11 protein-coding genes are annotated in these 13,969 nt (G+C 52.8%); 10 read left to right on the top strand and 1 reads right to left on the bottom strand.

Annotation, left to right across the window (positions count from 1 at the left end; genetic code table 11):
* Position 1 precedes the first annotated feature (1 nt).
* The 6 genes from RGQ30_RS03975 (at position 2) to RGQ30_RS03950 (ending at position 7,982) form a co-directional block, all read left to right on the top strand.
* Positions 2 to 1,981 carry a lytic transglycosylase domain-containing protein gene (locus tag RGQ30_RS03975; RefSeq protein ID WP_338284766.1) on the top strand — a complete coding sequence of 660 codons (1,980 nt, stop codon included), beginning with the start codon at positions 2 to 4 and terminating at the stop codon, positions 1,979 to 1,981.
* Between the two features lie 19 nt (positions 1,982 to 2,000).
* Complete coding sequence (locus RGQ30_RS03970; RefSeq protein WP_130558219.1) at positions 2,001 to 2,975, top strand: complex I NDUFA9 subunit family protein; 975 nt, start codon at positions 2,001 to 2,003, stop codon at positions 2,973 to 2,975.
* Between the two features lie 124 nt (positions 2,976 to 3,099).
* Positions 3,100 to 4,281, top strand: coding sequence for an aspartate aminotransferase family protein (locus RGQ30_RS03965; RefSeq protein ID WP_420915165.1), 1,182 nt, complete (start codon positions 3,100 to 3,102; stop codon positions 4,279 to 4,281).
* Positions 4,282 to 4,318: 37 nt separating this feature from the next.
* Complete coding sequence (gene argF / locus RGQ30_RS03960) at positions 4,319 to 5,230, top strand: ornithine carbamoyltransferase (RefSeq protein WP_130558220.1); 912 nt, start codon at positions 4,319 to 4,321, stop codon at positions 5,228 to 5,230.
* A gap of 34 nt (positions 5,231 to 5,264) precedes the next feature.
* Complete coding sequence (locus RGQ30_RS03955) at positions 5,265 to 6,494, top strand: argininosuccinate synthase (RefSeq protein ID WP_130558221.1); 1,230 nt, start codon at positions 5,265 to 5,267, stop codon at positions 6,492 to 6,494.
* A gap of 129 nt (positions 6,495 to 6,623) precedes the next feature.
* Positions 6,624 to 7,982: a hypothetical protein gene (locus tag RGQ30_RS03950; protein WP_130558222.1), complete on the top strand. Its 1,359-nt coding sequence runs from the start codon at positions 6,624 to 6,626 to the stop codon at positions 7,980 to 7,982.
* Positions 7,983 to 7,992: 10 nt separating this feature from the next.
* Here RGQ30_RS03950 and murB read toward each other — a convergent pair whose 3' ends face one another.
* On the bottom strand, positions 7,993 to 9,012 hold the full coding sequence (gene murB, locus RGQ30_RS03945; RefSeq protein WP_130558223.1) for a UDP-N-acetylmuramate dehydrogenase: 1,020 nt from the start codon (positions 9,010 to 9,012) through the stop codon (positions 7,993 to 7,995).
* A gap of 51 nt (positions 9,013 to 9,063) precedes the next feature.
* Between murB and RGQ30_RS03940 the strand changes: the two genes are divergently transcribed.
* The 4 genes from RGQ30_RS03940 to RGQ30_RS03925 are packed head-to-tail and all read left to right on the top strand — an operon-like array spanning position 9,064 to position 13,954.
* A complete protein-coding gene (locus tag RGQ30_RS03940) occupies positions 9,064 to 9,549 on the top strand; it encodes a YajQ family cyclic di-GMP-binding protein (RefSeq protein ID WP_130558224.1) in 486 nt (161 codons plus the stop codon).
* Between the two features lie 42 nt (positions 9,550 to 9,591).
* Entirely contained in the window at positions 9,592 to 10,206 is a 615-nt protein-coding gene (locus RGQ30_RS03935) for a UreE family protein (protein WP_130558225.1), read from the top strand.
* Positions 10,207 to 10,239: 33 nt separating this feature from the next.
* Entirely contained in the window at positions 10,240 to 12,954 is a 2,715-nt protein-coding gene (gene pepN / locus RGQ30_RS03930; RefSeq protein ID WP_130558226.1) for an aminopeptidase N, read from the top strand.
* A 31-nt stretch (positions 12,955 to 12,985) separates the two neighbouring features.
* Positions 12,986 to 13,954, top strand: coding sequence for a class 1 fructose-bisphosphatase (locus RGQ30_RS03925; RefSeq protein ID WP_298219177.1), 969 nt, complete (start codon positions 12,986 to 12,988; stop codon positions 13,952 to 13,954).
* Positions 13,955 to 13,969 lie beyond the last annotated feature (15 nt).

Genomic DNA, 13,969 nt, shown 5'->3' with positions numbered 1-13,969 from the left:
AATGACGATATTTCAGAACATTTCACGTTGGATCAGCTTTCCCTTGATGGCAGCAGGCATTGCACTATCCCAGCCCGCGCTTGCAAACAAGGAGGTGGAAGCGGAGCTGATGAAGCAGATCAAATCAGCTTACGTCGACGGCGCTTATGACAAGTTTAACCGCTTGGCTGCCCAGATGCCGGAAAAAAGCGTATTCAGACCCCATGTAGAAATCTGGCAATTCCGTTTTTTCCAGAAAGGTGTGGAGAAGAAATTCCCCGACCGTGAAGTTGTCTGGAGTAAATCCGAGATATTGCCCTTGCTGAACAAGCATGAAAGCAGCTGGCCAGCTGAAACCTTGCGCAGGGATTGGCTGGAACAACTGGCACGTACTGCGCAATGGGATGAGTTTGCGGCGCAACGATCACAACTAAGATACCGCCCAGACCAAGGTGTGGAATGTGCAGACCTGATGTACGCTGCCGAACAGGGGCAGCTTGTTCGCTACAAATTGAATGCTGTTTTGAGTGCCGACAAACGCCTGCCCAGAACTTGCCGCGTGATGTTGAAAAATCTGTACAAGGTTGGAGGCGTAAGTGCCCAGGACCTTGACCGACATGTTTTACAACTGGTTGCCAACAACCAACTAAGTGAAGCCGTTCGATTCGTAGAGGATTTTTCCGAAACTGCGTGGGGCAAAGCGATTGTCAGCAGCAGCTTGCGCGAAGCAACCACCAACCCCGACAAAACTCTCAAAGCTGGCTTGACCATCACGGGTACTGACCTTTACCTTACAAGCGCGCTGGCTCGTCGTGCGGTACAAGATTACAAAGATGTTGCCGGACTGCTTGAAGGCACACTTTCAGGCAAGCTTTCCACCAGCTCTGAACAATGGCTGTGGTCCCATGTGGGTTACAGGGCCGGGCTGGTTTGGGATCGGAATGCCTTGGTTTATTTCAAGCGCAGCAACCCGGAACTGATGAGTCAGGAGCAACAGGAGTGGAAAGTTCGGTCCGCATTGCTGCTCGAGGACTGGCCGGCCGTGCTGCAGGCCACCAACGAAATGAATCCCGTATTGAAAGAGGACAAGGCGTGGGTGTATTGGCGAGGCCGAGCCTTGGCCAATACCGGAAAAATGGTAGAGGCGCGACAGGAGTGGATCAAGGCCAGAAGTCCGTTTTCCTTTTACGGCAAATTGGCAGATGAAGAATTGGGCAATGTAGTGACAGCCCCCAAACGCCCTGAGTTACTGACTGCAGCAGAACTGGACTGGGCTAAAAAACACCCTGGCTTGGTGCGTGCCCTGGCCCTTTACGATGCAGGGCTTAGAACAGACGGCTTCTGGGAGTTCAATCTCCAGGTTGCGCAAATGAAAGACCGTGAATTGTTGGCCGCGGCCACTTGGGCGGAGCGCAATCAGCTTTATGACCGCGCGATTGCAGCTGCGGATCGAACCGAGATCGAACATGATTTGAGCCTGCGCTACCTGACGCCCTTTCGGTCAAACATGCAAGCGAAAACCCGGGAAATTGGTGTTGACGAGTCTTGGGTGTACGGCTTGATCCGGCAAGAATCGCGATTCGTCACGATTGCAAGATCTGGTGTAGGTGCAAGTGGCTTGATGCAGGTGATGCCCGCCACAGCCAAGTACGTGGCGAAGAAAATCGGTCTGTCCGACTTTCAGCCAGCTGACATCACCGAAATTGAAACCAATCTCACTTTGGGCACCAGCTACCTGAAAATGGTTTTTGAGCAACACGACCAATCCCCTGTACTGGCCTCAGCCGGCTACAACGCAGGCCCGAGCAGGCCGGCGCTTTGGAAACGCAGACTGGGGGACAGGAAAGTGGAAGGTGCTATATTCGCCGAACTGATCCCCTTTGATGAGACGAGGGGCTATGTGAAAAACGTGATGTCCAATACTGTGGCTTATTCCTTGCTATTGAACAACGCGTCGACCCCTTTGAAACAAAGACTCGGTATGATCTACGGATCCAAGTAAGCAGGTTAATTCGGTTTCCATGAGTAAATCAAAAAATGTGTTGGTAATTGGCGGGTCCGGGTTTCTGGGCCAGGCCGTGTGCAATCAATTGGCGCAAGCTGGTTACAAAATTACTGCACCCACCCGCAGATATGACAAGGCAAAACACCTGCTCACCCTGCCTACATGTCACATTGTGGAAGCCAATATCCATGACCGGGCTACATTGGGACGCCTAGTCACTGGTCAGGACATTGTAGTTAACCTGCTAGGTGTGCTGCACAGCAAGCCGGGTAAGCCCTATGGGCAAAGCTTCCGTGTGAATCATGTCGAGTTTCCAAAGGTGCTGTGTACAGCCATGTCTAAACATGGCGTGAAAAGAATCGTGCACATCAGCGCGCTGGGCGTTGGAGTTCAGAACCCGGCACCTTCCATGTACCTGCGTTCCAAAACCGATGGAGAAGCAATTGTCAAAGACAGTGGCTTGGCCTGGACAATTCTTCGTCCATCCGTCGTGTTCGGGCGGGAAGACAACTTTCTGAATACTTTTGCCTCGCTGGCCAAAATCGCGCCCTTTATTCCACTGGCCGGTGCTGAAGCACGTTTTCAGCCCGTTTCCGTAAGTGACGTGGCCAAAGCAGTGATGGTTTGCGTGGAAGACCATGGCAAAGAAACGGTGCACAACACCTATGACCTGACCGGACCTGAAGTGTTTACCTTGAAAGAACTGGTTCAAATTTCGGCCCGGGCTGTTGGGAAAAACCCTGCGGTTTTCGGCATTCCAGAATTTGCAGCAAAAGCTCAAGCGTTGCTGATGGAGCTTGCTCCTGGTGAGCCGCTGATGAGCCGCGACAACGTAGACTCCATGAAAATAGACAACATTCGGACTTCAGGACGGCTGTTTCCACTGGCTGGCTACGAGAGTTTGTCCATCGTGGCACCTGAATACCTGCGAGCCAAACATTTACCTTCGGATCTGGACGAATTTCGAACCCGCGCACACCGCCGGGACTAGCCCTTAAGCCTTGATTCGTCGTACAATTTCGCTTTGCACCACGCAGCCGCACGTCAATCGATTGGCTGCGTTTGTTTTTAAAGCCCCGCGTTTTGCCTGAACACCGCTGATAGAGAGTTTTACCGTGACAGACCACCTGATGAAAACCTACGCCCGCCAGCCCATTGCCTTCACCCATGGTGATGGCGTGTGGATGTGGTCCACAGACGGCAAGAAATACCTCGATGGTTTGGCCGGTATTGCGGTCAACGGATTGGGACACAACCACCCTAAATTGGTGAAAGCCATTGCAGAGCAGGCTGGAAAACTGATCCACACTTCCAACCTCTACGGCATTGTTGAACAGTCCCAACTGGCCGACAGGCTGTGCGAAATTTCCGGCATGGACGAGGCGTTCTTCTGCAATTCTGGCGCGGAAGCCAATGAGGCCGCTATCAAGCTGGCCAAACATTACGGCTACAAAAAAGGCATTGAAAACGCCAAGATCATTGTCATGGAACGCGCCTGGCATGGTCGCACGCTGGCCACCCTGGCAGCAACGGACAGCCCCAAGGCCAAAGTGGGTTTTGGTGAACTGCCTGGCGGCTTTGTGCGCGTACCCTACAAGAACTTTCCAGCCATTGAGCAGGCTGCTGCAGAGAACCCCGACATACAGGCTGTGTTGCTGGAAGTACTTCAGGGCGAAGGCGGAATCAACGTGGCCGATACGGAATACCTGCAAGCCTTGCGCAAACTTTGCACCGCCAAGGGTTGGTTGCTGATGATTGACGAAGTTCAAAGCGGTATTGGCCGCACTGGCAAATGGTTTGGATACCAGCATGCAGGCATTGAACCCGATGTCATTACGCTGGCCAAAGGTTTGGGTTCTGGTGTACCAATCGGCGCATGCCTGGCAGCCGGGCCTGCCGCGGGCGTGTTCACGCCGGGCACACATGGAACCACATTCGGTGGTGGCCCGCTGGTGTCGGTTGCTGCATTGGCCACCATTCAGATCATGGAAGAAGAAGGCTTGCTGGCGCATGCAGAACAGATGGGGCAGTTGATCCGCGCTGTGTTGTCGCGTGAACTTGCTGGTGTTGCAGGGATCAAGGATATTCGGGGACGTGGCCTGATGGTGGGCGTAGAGCTTTGGAAGCCCTGCGCCGAACTGGTTGCAATTGCGCGCGACAAAGGCTTGATCATCAACGTAACACGCGACAATGTGGTTCGTCTGCTGCCCCCACTGGTGATTAAAAAAGAAGAAGCAGAAACGCTGGCCATGGAACTGGCCCCATTGATCAAAGCGTTTCTTGAACAATCCGCATAAAGAGGAACCGGCCTGCAAGGCAAGCCGGTATAGAAAAATGCCTATCAAACATTTTTTGCAGTTCAACGACATTTCGAAAGACGAATTTGACTACCTGATGAAGTCGTCTCGCGACATCAAGGCACGGTTCAAGCGGTACGAGCCGTACTATCCCCTGCAAGATCGTACGTTGGTCATGATTTTCGAGAAGGCTTCAACCCGAACACGTCTGAGCTTTGAAGCAGGCATGCACCAACTGGGCGGCTCTGCGATTTACCTGAACACCAAAGATTCACAACTGGGCCGTGGCGAACCCGTGGAAGATGCGGCGCAGGTCATTTCCCGCATGTGCGACATCGTGATGATTCGTACCTACGAGCAGGAAATCATTGAACGTTTTGCGGCCAATAGCCGTGTGCCTGTTGTCAACGGCTTGACCAACGAATACCACCCCTGCCAAATCCTGGCTGACATTTTTACCTTCATTGAACACCGGGGCAGCATTCAAGGCAAAACAGTGGCATGGGTAGGTGACGGCAACAACATGTGTGCCACCTGGCTACAAGCCGCAGAAATGCTGGACTTCAAGGTCAACATATCAACACCCAGCGATTACAACATCGACCCTGCGAAAACCAACATCAAGGGCACACACCACGAGTGGTTTGAAGACCCGATGGACGCCTGCAAAGGCGCTGACCTCGTAACCACCGACGTGTGGACCAGCATGGGGTTTGAGAACGAAAACAAGGCACGACGCCGGGCCTTTGCAGACTTCCAGGTGGATACCGAGATGATGGACGTAGCCCACCCAGAAGCATTGTTCATGCACTGCCTGCCCGCCCACCGTGGCGAGGAAGTGGCTGCCGAAGTGATAGACGGGCCGAAAAGTGTGGTGTGGGACGAGGCGGAGAACCGCCTTCACACCCAGAAGGCCCTGATGGAATTTCTTTTGTTGGGCCGCAAGTAAGCGGACCTTTAACTACCCTTTTGAATAGAGAATCATGAGCGACATCAACAAAGTAGTACTCGCCTATTCTGGCGGTCTGGACACCTCTGTCATTTTGAAGTGGCTGCAAGACAACTATGGCTGTGAAATCGTGACCTTCACCGCAGACCTGGGCCAGGGTGAAGAACTCGAACCTGCACGCCAAAAGGCATTGAAATTCGGGATCAAACCCGAAAACATCTACATCGATGATGTGCGCGAAGAATTCGTGCGCGACTTCGTGTTTCCGATGTTCCGCGCCAATACGGTTTACGAAGGTGAGTACCTGCTGGGCACCTCAATTGCCCGCCCATTGATCGCCAAGCGCCTGATTGACATTGCACGTGAAACCGGCGCAGACGCCATTTCCCACGGTGCAACCGGCAAAGGCAACGACCAGGTGCGTTTCGAGTTGGGTGCCTATGCGCTGATGCCCGGTGTAAAAATTATTGCACCATGGCGGGAATGGGATTTGCTAAGCCGCGAGAAATTGCTGAAGTATGCGGAAGACGCTGGCATTGAAATTGACATGAAACACAAAAATGGCGGTGCACCCTACTCCATGGATGCGAATTTGCTGCACATCAGTTTTGAAGGCCGTCACCTGGAAAACCCCAGCGCCGAAGCCGAAGAAGGCATGTGGCGCTGGACAGTCAGCCCCGAGGCTGCCCCGGACCAAGCTGAATACCTGGACATTGAATACGAGAAGGGCGATATTGTGGCTCTGAACGGTACCAGGATGAGCCCAGCCACTGTGCTGACCGAACTGAATCGTTTGGGCGGCAAGCACGGCATTGGTCGCCTGGATCTGGTTGAAAACCGCTATGTTGGCATGAAGAGCCGCGGCTGTTATGAAACGCCGGGCGGTACCATCATGCTGAAAGCACACCGCGCGATTGAATCCATTACGCTGGACCGTGAAGTGGCTCACTTGAAAGACGACTTGATGCCCCGCTACGCCAGCATGATTTACAACGGTTACTGGTGGGCACCTGAACGGGTTGCATTGCAAACCCTGATTGACCAAACTCAAAGCACAGTCAACGGCTGGGTGCGGGTGAAACTGTACAAGGGCAACGTCATTGTAGTTGCACGAGACTCCAAAACAGATTCCTTGTTTGACCAGAACATTGCAACTTTTGATGAAGACGGTGGCGCCTATAACCAGGCTGATGCTGGCGGTTTTATCAAACTGAATGCGCTGCGCATGCGCATTGCGGCCAACGCGAAGATCAAGCGCGGCTGATCCTCGCCACACATTGACGCAACAAGAGACCGCTGGCTAACCCCCAGCGGTTTTTTTATTCCCGCAAGCACGGAACATTCGCTGCAACTCACACCACTCACTTCATGGAGTCATCAATATAGACAGGCCATGTATACCCCCAACCCGTTGCACCGCACCTCATTCTTTTTGATTGGCACCTTGCTGCTGCTTGACGCACATTTAGTACATGCAAATAGCTGGGCAGCAAACCGACACCACGTGGCATCACCGGCAGGGGAGCCATTGGGGTTTGTGGCGCCCCCCCAGTCCAGAGTGGTCGAAGCTGGAAAAACCACTTACCTGGCCGTGCTCACCAAGGGTCCGGTAAAAACCATACAGTGGCGAAAAAACGGAACTCCCCTTGAGGGGGAGACAGGTCAATATCTGGAGATAATTGCCAACCAATCACCCAACCAGATTGAACCCGATCGGTACGATGTGCTGATTCAGGATGCATTTGGAAAACAGGCGGTCAGCCAGGCGGCCACCGTGACCATTCACGCGGCGGATTCCCGCAATGTGAACACCAGCCTTCAAATGGAAGAATCACTGAAGCTTCAAAGTCTTTTGAATGTGGTCGACCTTTTCAAGCAGGCAACATTTCGGATTGAGGAAGCCTGGGATGGTGTGCCCCTAACCGAAACAGTACTGCATCGCTATGAGGTCTGCCCTGGAGAGGTCACCTCCGAGTTAATGCCCACGGTGGAAGACACCAACACTTCACACAAGGCAGTGAAACTGGAATTCAAGAACTGCCACATTTCCAGCACAGACTTCATGGGCAATGAAGCAGGGACACTTGTTTCCGGTACATACATCCATTCAGCGAAAAAAACGACCTTGCTTAATGCTGAAACCTTGCAAACAGAACTGTTTGCCAAAAATCTGAGCTTGCGGTTTCCCTTCACGAACAGCACCCCAGACAGATCAACAATTGACTTTGACATTCGACTGGACGGCAAGTTGATTCAAACCATTCACACCACCTATGTCGGTGAATTCAATCAGCGAAGCCTGGACGAGTACCAATGGACCTCAGGCACTCGAATTGAAAACCCGCAAACTGGTGTGGTCGCCACGATTTTGTCTGGAAAGTATTCAATCGAGAAGTTTGGTGAAGAAAGAGGCGGTCGGTACATCCCGCTTCGCGAAACTCGTTATTTCAACAATCTGAAACTGAAGCTTGGCGATGACAATGTGATCATTCGTGGACTTGTCAGCAAAATGGGCGACAACACCGAGCCGCAACGAAGTGGAAACTTTGAAATTTGGGTGAATGGCAAAGCTGCGGTAAAGGCAGCCAGTGCGGTGTCACCCATCAAGAAGCTGGATGTACAACTGCCCTACAGCCCAAAGTTGAACGGATTTTTCAACAATGACCACCGGATCGTGAAAAGCAAAAAATCAAAAACGAACGAAACCGAGCGAAAAACAACCAAGGAATTGCAGGTGTCGAAAGCCCAATAAAAGTAAAAACTTAAATCAAATTGGGTTCTGGCTCCAACTCGACACCAAACCTGGCCATTACAGTCGCCCTTACATGCTCAATCAATCCCTTCAGTGCTGGGCCTGAACCCTCACCCAGGTTGACCAGAATCAATGCCTGGTTTTGATACACCCCAACCCCTGCCCTCTCAAAACCTCGAAGTCCGCATTGGTCGATGAGCCAGCCTGCGGCAAGCTTTTCCAAGCCGTGGCCAGCCGGGTAATGCACCAGGGCCGGAAAAAGCGCAGACAATTCCTGCGCTTGTCCGCTGGGAACGACCGGGTTTTTAAAAAAACTGCCGCTGTTACCCAGAACAACTGGGTCAGGCAGCTTTTGGGCGCGGATTGAGCACACTGCTTTCATCACGTTCATTGGTGTAATCGCACCCAGTTGCTCCACACATTTTGCCACGTCGCCGTAACCCAGAACAGCCTGCCATTTCACAGGCAAAGCGAAGTCCACAGCAGTAATGACATAACGCCCTTGGCCAGACCGCTTGAAAATGCTGTCGCGGTATCCAAATTCACAATCATCGCGGGAAAAAACGCCTGTTTCAGCGGCATCCAGATCAAACACATGAACCGCAGAGACCCGGTCTTTCAGCTCTACACCATACGCACCGATGTTTTGCACGGGGCTTGCGCCCACGCAACCGGGAATCAAGGCGAGGTTTTCCAGCCCCCCCCAACCTTTGGCAACGGTCCATTCAACAGTTTGATGCCAGTTTTCACCCGCCTGAACGCGCAGGTGGTGATGCACACCGTCACATCCAAGGTACTGCCGACCCTTCAAGGCCACTTTCCACACCGTTGCATTGAGCTGCGGGTTGACAAAGACTGTATTGCTGCCTTCTCCCAGTAAAAGCCAAGGCTGCCCTGCTTGCCTGGCTTGTGCTAGAGCCTGGAGGTCTTCGGCTGACGACAGCAAACGCAAGTCACTGGCTGTGGCTGGCAGGCCAAAGGTGTGCAGGGGTTGCAGATCGACGCGGTGGGTGGCAGTGAGGGCTGACATAGAGGAGGGTCTAGCGATTACAATGGGGCATTATGCTTGAAGGAATAAACTATGCCGTCTTTTGATGTGGTCTGCAAACCGGACTTGATCGAATTGCGCAATGCAGTGGATCAGGTGAACAAGGAAATTGGTACGCGCTTTGACTTTAAGGGCTCCGATTCCAAGGTCGAATTGAATGAAAACACCATTCTGGTGTTCGCCGACGATGACTTCAAACTTGAGCAGGTTGCTGAAATCATTCGCAACAAGTGCGCCAAACGCAATGTGGATGTTCGGTTCCTGGTGTTCGACAAAAAAGAAAAAATGTCGGGCGATAAGATCAAACAAACCGTGACGGTCAAAAACGGTCTGGACAAAGACTTGGCCAAACAAGTGGTCAAGGAAATCAAGGACAGCAAGATGAAAGTGCAGGCCAGCATCCAGGGCGACACGGTTCGCATTCAAGGTGCCAAACGTGACGACCTGCAAGGTGCAATCGCGCTGCTGAAACAGAAAGTGACTGAAACACCGCTGGGTTTCGAAAACTTCCGCGACTAACTTCAGCAACTGAGAAATACACAACACACCCAAGGATTAGCCATGAGCGCAGAGCACTCGCACGATCACAACCACGATCACGATCATGACCACCCACATGAACATGGCCCGGATTGCGGCCACAACCATGCCGTGGTTTACAACAAGGTTGTGAAAGCGGAGCACAAAGTGGCTTCCGTACTGCTTCGCAATGCAAAAACCATTGAGCTGACATTCGATGAACGCCAGGAAGTACCTCACGATGTGAAGGCGACTGATGGCAGCACACTGATTTGCCACCTCCACGACACGGTGGAAGTGGGTGACAAACTGGTGTCCAACACCAACGAATGGGCAATTGTGGCCGCTGCTGCAGAAGAGTTGTTTGAGGTGAGCAGAGGACAAAAAGGCTTTGAGGAGTTTCTGCATGTGGCAGGCCTCGCCTTTTGGCCAGTGCAGTTAACTGAAAACGGTCTGCGGGTTGTAGCGAGCCACGAGTGCATGCACATGCTGGAACACTTTGAACTGAAGTTCGATACCGTTACAGCAGCGATGCAGGAAATCAGCGTGCCGGAGATCAAACACCATGATTGTTGTGACCACGATCATGACCACAGCCACGCACACGACCATTCGAATGAACACGTGCACGGGCCCGATTGCGGCCACGACCACTAAGCCAAAACCACGCAGCAACAAGGATTTTCCGGCATGAGAGACGCACAAGCACCGATTACCTTCTATCGCAAAGATTACACGGCGCCGAACCATCGAATCAAAAGTACCGATTTGATCTTCACGCTAAACCCTTCGCGTACCAAGGTGGAAAGTCGCCTGCAGTTCGAAAGTTGGGGCGAAACCAACCCGGATAACCTGCCGCTGGAACTTGATGGCGAAGACTTGGAACTGGAAAAGGTGTTGCTGAATGGCAAACAGCTCACAAGCGAAAGCTACACGCAAACCGCATCCGGCCTGACCATTCACAACCCGGGACGAGAAGGTCTGCTTGAGTTGACGGTTTACATACAACCGGACAAGAACACGCGCCTTGAAGGCTTGTATGTATCAAACGGCAATTTTTTCACGCAGTGCGAGGCGCAGGGGTTTCGACGGATCACCTATTTCCCCGACCGCCCAGATGTACTGAGCCAATTCACAGTCACCCTGATTGCCGACAAAACCACGCACCCGGTTAGCCTGTCCAATGGCAACTTGATCGAGGAAAAGTCGCTGGACGATGGTTTGCACCAAACCCGCTGGGAAGATCCGTTTCCGAAACCAGCTTACCTGTTTGCCTTGGTGGCCGGGCGCTTTGTTTGCCAGGAAGAAACCATTCAAAAAGGCGACGGGAAGCCTGCCCTTCTTCAAGTATGGGTAGAGCCAGGGAACCTGGACAAAACAGACTTCGCCATGCAAAGCCTGAAAAAATCCATCGACTGGGATCGCTCACGTTTTGGGCTGGACCTGGACTTGGACCGCTTCATGATTGTGGCCACCGCCGACTTCAACATGGGCGCGATGGAAAACAAGGGCTTGAATATTTTCAATACCCGGTTTGTATTCGCAAATCCCGAATTGGCAACCGATGTCGACTTCGAGAATGTAGAAAGCGTAGTGGGACATGAATACTTCCACAACTGGACGGGCAACCGGGTCACTTGCCGGGACTGGTTTCAACTGTCATTGAAAGAAGGCCTGACCGTGTTTCGGGACCAGGAATTTTCTGCGGACATGATGGCCGAGGGATTGGATGTAAAACAGGCAGAATCAGCACGCGCTGCAAAACGAATTGACGATGTGAAGGTACTGAGGGCCGCCCAGTTTCCAGAAGATGCAGGCCCCATGGCACACCCCATTCGGCCTGACAGCTACCAGGAAATCAACAACTTTTACACGGTGACCGTGTACGAAAAAGGTGCTGAAGTCATTCGCATGCAGCATACGCTGCTGGGTGAAACACTGTTTCAGCGCGGAATGAAGATTTATTTTGACCGCCACGACGGACAGGCTGTGACATGTGAAGACTTTGTCGCTGCCATGGAAACTGCACTGCAGGAATCCCATCCAGAACTGGATTTGAAACAGTTCAGGCACTGGTATGCGCAGGCAGGTACTCCCGAAGTGTTCGCAAGCTGGAAACAGGCTGATGACCGCCTTGAACTGACACTGAAACAAAGCTGCCGACCCACGCCTGGGCAGGCGACAAAACCCGCGTTTCACATCCCGGTGAAACTTGGCTTTGTGGATGTGGCCAGTGGCAATGACATGCCATTGGTGCTTGAAAGTAACGCCGCTGCTTTGCACGGAGATGTCCTTGACTTCACGCAGGCCAGCGAAACGTTTGTGTTCACGGGTTTGAGCAAGCCGGTTGTGCCCTCGCTGTTGCGCGGATTTTCTGCACCGGTGATTCTGCACACCGCGCACAACACGGAAGACCTGATTTTTCTGGCAGGTCATGACAACGATCCATTCAATCGCTGGGATGCCTGTCAGAAAGTTTACGGCAAAGCAATTGTCGACATTTACAAGTCTGCGGGTGACACCGGCAGCGCAAACACACAGGCGGCTGTACAAGTCGTTGGCAGCTTGTTGCAGGATGCGCAGTTGTCAGACGGATTTTTGGCCCTGGCGTTGCAACTGCCAGGTGAAGGCACCTTGCTGGAAGCTTTTGAAGGCCTGGTTGACCCGGTTGCCATGCATTTTGCACGCACCACACTGCGTGACCTGCTGGCCTGTACCTATGCAGCCGAATTCAATGCACTGTATGCAGAACGCAATCTGAATGGCCAGCCCTACGAATACAACGCCATTGCTGCAAGCCAGCGGGCTTTGAAAAATGTAGCCCTGAGCTATCTGCTGGCCGCGGGCAGTGAAGAAGAACTTGCAATTGCCCAGGCCCAGTATGCCCAAGCGAACAACATGACTGATCGCATGGCGGCACTCAGCAACCTGGTCCACACCAGCGCTGAAAAACCGGCAGAACTGGCTGATTTTTTCGAGCGCTTCAAGCTGGAACCATTGGTAGTTGACAAGTGGTTCATGCTGCAGGCGACAATACCTGCCAGCAATGAGAATGCGGACACGCTTCAAATCATTCGCGATTTGCTAAAACACCCGGCGTTCACGTTGAAGAACCCAAATCGTGCACGTTCAGTACTGGCTGCTTTCGCCATGCAGAACCCCAGCGTGTTTCACAATCACGGGGGTGAAGGCTACGCACTGTGGGCCGACCTGGTCATCGAGCTGAACACCATCAACCCGCAGGTGGCGGCACGCATGGCACGTGGGCTGGATCGCTGGACCAAACTGGTACCGTTGCTCCAAGACAAGGCACGCGTGCAACTGGAGCGTATTTTCAACACCGATAAACTCTCGCCCGATGTGCGCGAAGTGATTGGCAAGGCGCTGGACGCAGCCACCCATTAATTTTGAATTTGAACTGAGGACAAGAATGAGCATGAATTTGGCGCAGTACCTGGAACACAACACGGATGCACACATGAATGTGCTGATCTCTGCAATCGCAGAAGTGTCGCAAGCCATTTCGGCTGCAGTGCACAAAGGTGCTTTGGGCGGTGTGTTGGGAAGTGCGGGTTCTGAGAACGTGCAAGGTGAAACCCAGAAGAAACTGGACATCATCGCCAATGACATGATTCTGGATGCCCTATCAGCCACCGGTGTAGTGGCTGGCATGGCCTCCGAGGAACTGGACGATTGCTCGCCAGTGCCAGGTCATTCGGACAGGCCCTTTCTGGTCTTGTTCGATCCACTGGACGGATCCAGCAACATTGATGTTAACGTGTCGATCGGCACGATTTTTTCCGTTTTGCCTAATCCTGATGTGGGCGAGATTACCAATGAGAGTTTTCTGCAACCGGGTACCGAGCAACTGGCTGCAGGTTACGTAGTGTACGGTCCCCAAACATCGCTGGTGCTGACGTTTGGCAAAGGCGTTGTGGCGTTTACCCTGGATCGGGAAGCCGGCGAATACATCCAGACCAGCGAAAGCATGGACATTCCGGAAGACACCAAGGAATTTGCAATCAACATGTCGAACCAGCGCCACTGGTATGCGCCTGTGCAAGGCTATATTGCGGAATTGCTGGAAGGAAAAACCGGTGTGCGGGGCAAAGACTTCAACATGCGCTGGATTGCATCCATGGTGGCCGATGTGCACCGCGTGCTGACACGTGGCGGTATTTTCATGTATCCCAAAGACCTGCGCGACCCGAACAAACCGGGCAAGCTGCGCTTGATGTACGAAGCCAACCCGATGAGCCTTTTGGTGGAACAGGCGGGCGGCAAAAGCTTTGATGCCACGCAACGCATACTGGACATTCAACCCACCGACCTGCACCAGCGGTGCGCGGTGATGCTGGGCTCAGCCAATGAAGTTCAGCGGGTCAGCGACCGTCACCACAACTGATTTCCGGCGACCGCC

It is taken from the genome of Limnobacter thiooxidans, assembly GCF_036323495.1.
Classification (GTDB): Bacteria; Pseudomonadota; Gammaproteobacteria; order Burkholderiales; family Burkholderiaceae_B; genus Limnobacter; species Limnobacter thiooxidans.
The sequence above is the reverse complement of the archived record's forward strand: the minus strand, read 5'-3'. Positions and strand labels throughout refer to the sequence as shown.

Coding starts and splice junctions, on each gene's coding strand:
- RGQ30_RS03955 (WP_130558221.1), top strand. CDS start 5,265: ATGAGCGACATCAACAAAGTAGTACTCGCCTATTCTGGCGGTCTGGAC.
- pepN (WP_130558226.1), top strand. CDS start 10,240: ATGAGAGACGCACAAGCACCGATTACCTTCTATCGCAAAGATTACACG.
- RGQ30_RS03940 (WP_130558224.1), top strand. CDS start 9,064: ATGCCGTCTTTTGATGTGGTCTGCAAACCGGACTTGATCGAATTGCGC.
- RGQ30_RS03970 (WP_130558219.1), top strand. CDS start 2,001: ATGAGTAAATCAAAAAATGTGTTGGTAATTGGCGGGTCCGGGTTTCTG.
- RGQ30_RS03950 (WP_130558222.1), top strand. CDS start 6,624: ATGTATACCCCCAACCCGTTGCACCGCACCTCATTCTTTTTGATTGGC.
- murB (WP_130558223.1), bottom strand. CDS start 9,012: ATGTCAGCCCTCACTGCCACCCACCGCGTCGATCTGCAACCCCTGCAC.
- RGQ30_RS03975 (WP_338284766.1), top strand. CDS start 2: ATGACGATATTTCAGAACATTTCACGTTGGATCAGCTTTCCCTTGATG.
- argF (WP_130558220.1), top strand. CDS start 4,319: ATGCCTATCAAACATTTTTTGCAGTTCAACGACATTTCGAAAGACGAA.
- RGQ30_RS03935 (WP_130558225.1), top strand. CDS start 9,592: ATGAGCGCAGAGCACTCGCACGATCACAACCACGATCACGATCATGAC.
- RGQ30_RS03925 (WP_298219177.1), top strand. CDS start 12,986: ATGAATTTGGCGCAGTACCTGGAACACAACACGGATGCACACATGAAT.